Origin of the sequence: Variovorax sp. Sphag1AA, from assembly GCF_014192575.1 — a bacterium.
Classification (GTDB): Bacteria; Pseudomonadota; Gammaproteobacteria; order Burkholderiales; family Burkholderiaceae_C; genus Variovorax.
In genome coordinates, this window is sequence record NZ_JACHYC010000008.1 from 353,438 (window position 1) to 359,921 (window position 6,484).

The window sequence follows — 6,484 nt, forward strand, 5'->3', positions numbered from 1 at the left end:
GCCCCTCAGAGGATGAAGCCGGTGTTGATGAAGCTGGACTTGTGGTCCTGCACGATCGCGTTGAGCAGCTTCTTGCTCGGCTCGGTCTGCTTCGCGGCCACCATCGAGCGGATCGAGAAGGCCCGCAGCGCGTCGGCCACCGACAGCGTGCCCTCGGCCGAATCCTTGCGGCCGGCAAAGGGAAACACATCCGGGCCGCGCTGGCATTGGCAGTTGATGTTGACGCGGCAGACCTGGTTGACCAGCGGATCGACCAGCGCACCGATCTGGCCGGGGTCGGAGCCGAAGATGCTGACCTGCTGGCCGTGGTCCGAGGTGATGACGTAGTCGAGCGCGGTCTCGATGTCGTCGAAGGGCATCACCGGCACCAGCGGGCCGAACTGCTCCTCGCGGTAGAGCTTCATGCCTTCGGCGACCGGATACACCACCGCGGGATGGAACAGCGTCTGGCAGAACTCGCCGCCACCCGCGTTGACGATGCGTGCGCCCTTCGCACGGGCATCGTCGAGCGCCTCGGTCATGTAGGCCGTGCGATGCAGTCCGGGCAGCGGGGTGATGCTTACCCCGCTCTCCCACGGCATGCCGATCTTGAGCTTGTCGAGCTCTTCGACGAAGCGCTGCAGGAAGCGATCGGCGATCGAGCGGTGCACGATCAACATCTTGAGCGCCGTGCAGCGCTGGCCGTTGAACGACAGCGCGCCCAAGAGGCACTCCTTGACCGTGAGCTCGATGTCGGCGTCGGGCAGGATGATCGCGGCGTTCTTGGCGTCGAGCCCGAGGATCGCCCGCAGGCGGTGCGACTTCGGATGCTGCTTCTTCAGGTGGTCGGCTACCTTGCTCGAACCGATCAGCGCCAGCACGTTGACTTTGCCGGAGGCCAGCAGCCGCGGCACCACGAGCGCACCGGGTGCATAGATGGTGTTGATGACGCCCGCGGGAAAGGCCGATCGGAAGGCCTCCAGCAGCGGATGGAACAGCAGCGTGCCGTACTGCGGCGGCTTGAAGACCACGGTGTTGCCCATCAGCAGCGCCGGGATCAGCGTCGCGAAGGTCTCGTTCAACGGGTAGTTGTACGGGCCCATGCACAACACGACGCCGAGCGGCGTTCGCCGGATCTGTCCGATGGTGCCTTCGGCAATCTCGAAGCGCGAGCTTGCGTTGTCGAGGTCCTTGAGCGCCTGGATGGTCGCCTGGATGTACTCGACGGTGCGATCGAACTCTTTGCGCGAATCGGCCAGGCTCTTGCCGATCTCCCACATGATCAGGTTCACGATCAGCTCGCGCTGCTGCGCCATGCGGCGCACGAACTCCTGCATGCATGCGATGCGCGCAGCAACGCCCATCGTGGGCCACTGGCCGCGGCCGTTGGCATAGGCAGCCACCGCCGCGTCGAGCGCCGCATCGCTCTCGGCCTCGCCCATCACCGGGTAGCTGCCGATCTCGACCTGGCGCACTTCGCCGGTGGCGGCGTCGCGCGTGCACACCGGGGACAGCACGGTCTTGCTCGGCCCGTTCCATTCGACCAGCCGTCCGGCGACGAGCGAGTGGCGCTGGTGCACCTGTTCGGCCAGGCGATATTCGGCGGGGATGTCTTCGAGGGCAGGAAAGTGCTGGGCGAGCTGGGCGCTGCGATCGGTTGTCATGGGGTCCTCGTGAGGTGGGTGTGGTTCAGCGATCGAGCTTGAGAAACAGGTCCCGATCGGGAGCGAAGTTGGCGTACAGCGGCAGCAGGGCCCCGCCAATGGCCCGTGCATCGGCGCCCACGGCGCCTGCGAGCAGCTCGGGACGGGCGATGCCTTCCCAGCTGAATTTGTCGAGTGCCCCGTTGGTTTCCGCGAGCACCGCTTCGAGCATTTCGCGGCTGAAGGACCCGTCGACGATCACGCCGTCGAGCTCCAGCAGCGCCGTCGCGCTGTGGATGGCCATGGCGATCGCCGGGGTCGCCTCCCGCATCCATTCGCGCGTGACCGGCAACCACGGCGCCTCGACCGCGCGCGCATCCGCAACGGCGCGGGCGTCGAGCCCGGCCTGCGCATACATCTTCTCGAGCGTGAACAGGGACGCGACGCTCAGTAGCTGTCGCGGCTGCGCGCCGTCGCCGGCGACACCGAGCGACATCGATGCCAGGGCGCCGGCATTGCCTGTGGCGCCGGAGCGCAGATGGCTGTCGATCACCAACCCTCCGCCGATGAAGGTGTCGATGAAGACGTAGAGAAAGGTGCGCAGCCCCCGCCCACGCCCGGCCACCAGTTCCGCGACGCAGGCGGCGGCCGTGTCCTTGACGAGTTCGACCGGCAGCGTCGTCATGGCAGCCACCCGCGCGCGGATGTCGATGTCGTTCCACTTGGCGGCCTGCTCCGGTGCGACGCCGAGCAGGGACTGCCAGCCGCCGAGCGACAGCGGCGCCGCGATGCCGATGCCGTGCAGCAACTGCGCACGGGTGGGGCCGAGCGAGCGGCGCAGCGCCTTCAGGCGCAGCCGGATCTCGTCGAAGAGCGTGTCGGGGTCGGGGAACTCATAGGCCAGCGAGAGCCGCTCGCGCACCTGCGCCGTGAAGTCGACCAGCAGCACATCGAGGCTGCGGCGGCCGATCTTGATGCCGATCGAATACGCGCCTTCGGGATTCAGCGCCATCGGCACCGACGGCTGTCCGATCTTGCCGCGCACGGGTGCCCGCTTGACCACCAGGGCATCGGCCTCCAGGCGCGAGATGATGATCTGCACCGTCTGCGCCGTGAGATTGGTCAGGCGCGCGATCTCTGCCTTCGGCAGTGCGCCATGCAGGCGGATCGCCTGCAGCACCACCCGCTCGTTGAACTGGCGCATGCCCACCTGGTTGGAGCCGCGCGGATCGATGTTTTTCGGCAAGGCTGTTGTCTCCACTACGACGGGCCTGCAGACCGCCTGCGGACCCTGTTGTCGCGATCGCGATGGCGGGATTATGGGCCAGCAGATTTAATAAATCAATTGCATTTAGTTAATTGGAAGAAGGCCGCCTCCGAGGGAATGGCTGAGTGAGCAGTGGGCGATCAACGCGATCCCCGGGAAATCCCTGATCGCAGAGATCGATCCGCGACCTAAACTTTCTTCAACTTGAATTAATTAATTGCCGAGAGCGGCGCGAAGCCGGAATCGGCACTCAAGGAGACACGTGGTGAGACCAAGCGGCCCTGGACGGGGTACGAATTCGATGAACCTCCGGCTCTACAACGAGCGGACCCTGCTGCAGCGCCTGCGCCGCACGGGCGAAGCCTCGAAGGCCGACCTCGCGCGCTGGGCCCAGCTCACGAACACCGCTGTGGGCAGCATCGTCCAGTCCCTCGAGGAATCTCACCTGATCGAACCGGCTGGCCGGCGCCAGGAGGGCCAGCGCGGCCAGCCCGCGGGGCTGTACCGCATCAATCCGGAAGGCGCCTACGGCATCGGCGTGCGACTCGACCGGACGAGCATCGAGACGGTGCTGATCGACCTCGGCGGCCGCATCCTTGCCCGCGAAGCGCACGACCTGCTGCTCCCCCATCCCGACGAAGCCCTGGCGCTCGTGCGCAAGAGCATCACCCGCATGCTCAGCGTGCTCGACGGCACGCAGCGCCGCCGCCTCATGGGTGTCGGACTGGCCCAGCCCTACAACCTCGGAAGCTGGCTGCGCGAACTCGACCTGAAGGCCGACTTCCGCATCTGGGACGAGGTGGATTTCGGCGCCATGCTCTCGCAGGCAGTCGAGCAGCCGGTGTTCAAGGAAAACGACGGCAATGCCGCTGCGATCGCGGAACTGTTCTTCGGCGTCGGCCGCGAGGAAAGCGACTTCCTCTATGTCTTCATCGGCGCGGCGCTCGGCGCAGGCGCGGTGATCGGCGGCGAAAGCCTGCGCGGCAGCAGCGGCAATGCCGCCGACCTCGGCCTGATGCCGGTGCTGCCCAGCCGGCTGGCATCCGCACCGCCGACGGATCGCCGCTGGGACATCCTGCTGTCGCGCGCGTCGCTCAACGCGCTGACCCGCCATCTCCGCCACAGCGGCCTGCCGGTGCGCAACCACGACGACCTCGAAGGTCATGTCGCATCCGGTGGCCGTGCGGTGGACGAATGGCTCGACGATTGCGTCGACGCGCTCGTTCCTTCGCTGCGCGCATCGCTGGCGGTGCTTGACCTGCCCGCGGTGGTGATCGACTGCGACATCGACGATGGCCTGATCGACAAACTTGTCCGCCGTGTCGATGCCGGCCTGCGCGAGATCGCCCCCGAAGCCCGGCAGACACCGCGGCTACTGCGCGGCAGCTTCGGCACCAATGCCGGCGCCGTCGGCGCGGCCAGCCTGCCGATGTTCTTCAGTTTTTCCCCGCGCGCCGACGTGCTGCGCGGACAGCCCGCCTCCGCTTTCTCCCACACCGCCAAGGAGACCACACATGCCTGAAGGCACACCTCACCTGCTCGAACTGCGCAACATCTCCAAGACCTTCCCGGGCGTGAAGGCCCTGCAGAACGTGCGACTGCACGCCAACAAGGGCCTGGTGCATGCCCTGATGGGCGAGAACGGTGCCGGCAAGTCGACGCTCATGAAAATCCTCTCGGGCGCCTACATGCCCGACCCCGGCGCCGAGATCCGCATCGACGGCAAGGCCGTGACCATCGACGGCCCGCTCGCGGCCAAGGCGCTGGGCGTGTCCGTGATCTACCAGGAGCTCAGCCTCGCGCCCAACCTCACGGTGGCGGAGAACATCTACATGGGCCGCCCGATGGTCAAGGGCGCGCTGGTCGACCGCGCGGGCATGGCCGAATCGTGCACCGCCACGCTGCAGCGCCTGGGCGCGGACTTCGGCCCGTCCACCATCGTCGAGAGCCTCTCCATCGCACAGCGCCAGCTGGTGGAGATCGCCCGTGCGGTGCACTTCGACTGCCGCATCCTCGTGATGGACGAGCCGACCACGCCGCTGTCCACCCACGAAACCGACCGCCTCTTCGCGCTCATCAAGCGCCTGCGCAGCGAGGGCATCGCGATCCTCTACATCAGCCACCGCATGGACGAGATCGACGAGCTGGCCGACGAGGTGACAGTGCTGCGCGACGGCACCTATGTCGGCACGCTGGAGCGCGCGGAGCTGTCACGCGACAAGCTGGTGAAGATGATGGTGGGCCGTGATCTCTCGGGCTTCTACCGCAAGGAGCACAAGGGCCTGCACACCGGCGGCCGCACGCTGGCGGTGCGCAACATGTCCGACGGCCGCCGCGTGCGCGGCTGCAGCCTGGAACTGTTCGCGGGCGAGGTCCTCGGCCTCGCCGGCCTGGTCGGTGCCGGCCGCACGGAACTGGCGCGATTGATCTTCGGCGCCGATGCCCGCACCAGCGGCGAAGTGCAGATCGGGGACACGCCGCTCAAGATCGAGCAGCCAATCGACGCCATCCGCTCGGGCATCCTCTACCTGACGGAAGACCGCAAGGGCGAAGGGCTGTTCCTCGACCTCAGCGTGCGCGACAACATCAACGTGATGGTGTGTCCTCTGGACGCCCAGAAAGGCGGCGTGATGGACGGACGCCGCGCCCTGGAGCGCGCCCGCGATGCCATCCGGCAGCTCTCGATCCGCGTCGCCTCGCCGCGCGTCAACGTGGGCTCGCTCTCTGGAGGCAACCAGCAGAAAGTGCTGCTGGCGCGGCTGCTGGAGCTCAAGCCGAAGGTGCTGATCCTCGACGAACCGACGCGCGGCGTGGACATCGGTGCCAAGAGCGAGATCTACCGCCTCATCGATGAACTCGCACGCAGCGGCGTCGCGGTGCTCGTGATCTCGAGCGAACTGGCCGAAGTGGTCGGCGTCTGCGACCGCGTGATCGTGATGCGCGAAGGCCATCTCGTCGGCGAAGTCGGCGGCGACACCGGCGTCGCTATCACCCAGGAAAACATCGTGGCCCTGGCCACCGGCGCCACCACCGGCACCGTCCCGACCGTGCACTGACCCTCACACAACGCCCTCACGGAGACACACCATGAACGCCTCGCACCCGGCCGATCCGGCCCTGCCCGACCCCTTCCCGGCCGCCGCTCCGATTGCCGACGGCAGCAGCACGCCCGCCGCCGCCACCACGGAACACGTGAAGCCCGCAGTGCCGACGTCGCGCGGCAAGGACCTCCTGCGCGCCATCGGCATGCTGCCGGTGCTGATCCTGCTATGCATCGGCTTCGCGGTGTCGAGCGAGAACTTCGCGAGCTGGCAGAACTTCTCCATCATCACGCAGCAGGCCTCGATCAACATCGTGCTCGCCGCGGGGATGACCTTCGTGATCCTCACCGGCGGCATCGACCTTTCGGTCGGCTCGATCCTCGCTGCCTCGGCGGTGGTGGCGATGCTGATGTCGAACGTCCCCGGCCTGGGCATGCTCGGCGTGCCTGCCGGCCTGGCGTGCGGGCTGCTCTTCGGCCTGATCAACGGCGTGCTCGTGGCCTTCGTGAAGCTGCCGCCTTTCATCGTGACGCTCGGTGCGCTCACCGCGGTGC

5 protein-coding genes are annotated in these 6,484 nt (G+C 67.2%); 3 read left to right on the forward strand and 2 right to left on the reverse strand.

The window, feature by feature from the left end; translation table 11 throughout:
- Positions 1 to 5 precede the first annotated feature (5 nt).
- Both FHW64_RS29720 and FHW64_RS29725 read right to left on the reverse strand, forming a co-directional pair.
- Positions 6 to 1,643, reverse strand: a complete 1,638-nt coding sequence (locus FHW64_RS29720; protein ID WP_184532064.1) for an NADP-dependent glyceraldehyde-3-phosphate dehydrogenase — start codon at positions 1,641 to 1,643, stop codon at positions 6 to 8.
- 25 nt (positions 1,644 to 1,668) lie between these two features.
- Positions 1,669 to 2,868 (reverse strand): ROK family transcriptional regulator, encoded by a 1,200-nt coding sequence (locus tag FHW64_RS29725; protein WP_260306464.1) that lies wholly within the window; start codon positions 2,866 to 2,868, stop codon positions 1,669 to 1,671.
- Between the two features lie 286 nt (positions 2,869 to 3,154).
- On the opposite strand from FHW64_RS29725, the gene FHW64_RS29730 reads away from it, so the two are divergent.
- The 3 genes from FHW64_RS29730 to FHW64_RS29740 all read left to right on the forward strand — a co-directional run.
- Positions 3,155 to 4,411 (forward strand): ROK family protein, encoded by a 1,257-nt coding sequence (locus FHW64_RS29730; protein WP_409350656.1) that lies wholly within the window; start codon positions 3,155 to 3,157, stop codon positions 4,409 to 4,411.
- Positions 4,404 to 5,945, forward strand: coding sequence for a sugar ABC transporter ATP-binding protein (locus tag FHW64_RS29735; RefSeq protein ID WP_184532068.1), 1,542 nt, complete (start codon positions 4,404 to 4,406; stop codon positions 5,943 to 5,945). Before FHW64_RS29730 ends, FHW64_RS29735 begins: the two co-directional genes overlap by 8 nt.
- A gap of 31 nt (positions 5,946 to 5,976) precedes the next feature.
- Positions 5,977 to 6,484, forward strand: a 508-nt coding sequence (locus tag FHW64_RS29740) for an ABC transporter permease subunit (protein ID WP_409350657.1), incomplete at its 3' end; no start/stop codon positions are given.

Bases quoted from the DNA above. Each gene is read 5' to 3' on its own strand.
- FHW64_RS29735 (WP_184532068.1), top strand. From the start codon at position 4,404: ATGCCTGAAGGCACACCTCACCTGCTCGAACTGCGCAACATCTCCAAG.
- FHW64_RS29720 (WP_184532064.1), bottom strand. From the start codon at position 1,643: ATGACAACCGATCGCAGCGCCCAGCTCGCCCAGCACTTTCCTGCCCTC.